Here is an 851-nt window from a genome sequence, read left to right as displayed (position 1 = left end):
AAGAGCCTCTATTAGAAAGCATCATTCCTCAGTTGGAGAAAAGCTTTTCTCAGCAAACACAAGCGCCAGCAGTTCAAATGAACGTCGCGTATATTCTGTCAATGTATTATGAGCGAAGTAAGAAGACCGATAAATCATTCATGTACCTGAAAATGGGAAATGACATTGCTCGCAAAGGCGTAAATTATCAGCATTCCCAGACAGAAAATGACTTCAAAGCTATCTTAAACGCTTTTGACGAAGGTTTTTTAAATGAAGTAAAGGGGGCGCAACTTTCAGATGATTCACCAATATTCATATTGGGTATGCCGCGCTCAGGAACGACGCTAATCGAGCAGATTATATCTAGTCACTCGCAGGTCGAAGCGGAAGGAGAGATTCTTGACCTGAGAGAAAGCTTTAGAACGCACGGCGAGATATTGAATAGCGATATCTCAGCAGATGATAAGGCTAGCGCGTGTGTCGCAGTCATGACTGCTTATTTAGATAAGCTTAGAGCTAGACAGAAAGCTACGTATTTTACAGACAAGATGCCCTATAACTTCATGTTTGTTGGGCTTATCTTAACTGTAATGCCTAACGCTAAAGTTATTCATTGTACACGTGACCCGCTTGAAACCTGTTTTTCTATTTATAAACAAAATTTTTCTGGTTCCCCAGCATACACTAATGATTTAACAGAGCTGGGCCAGTATTATATCGCCTATAAAGACATGATGAAGCATTGGCAGAACCTATTTGGTGATCGTATTTATGAGGCTAATTATGAAGCGATGGTGGATAACTCAGAGCACCAGATTAACAACTTACTCGCCTTTTGCCATTTGGAGCCAGAGGGTGGCTGCTTCGAA

The 851-nt window shown here is 41.1% G+C and carries 1 protein-coding gene; it reads left to right on the top strand.

The window, feature by feature from the left end; genetic code table 11:
• On the top strand, positions 1-851 hold an 851-nt coding region (locus A3756_RS25440), incomplete at both ends, for a sulfotransferase (protein WP_197481540.1).

Source organism: Oleiphilus sp. HI0086, assembly GCF_001635225.1.
Note: the sequence above shows the minus strand (reverse complement) of the source record. Positions and strands in the feature narration are given on the sequence as shown.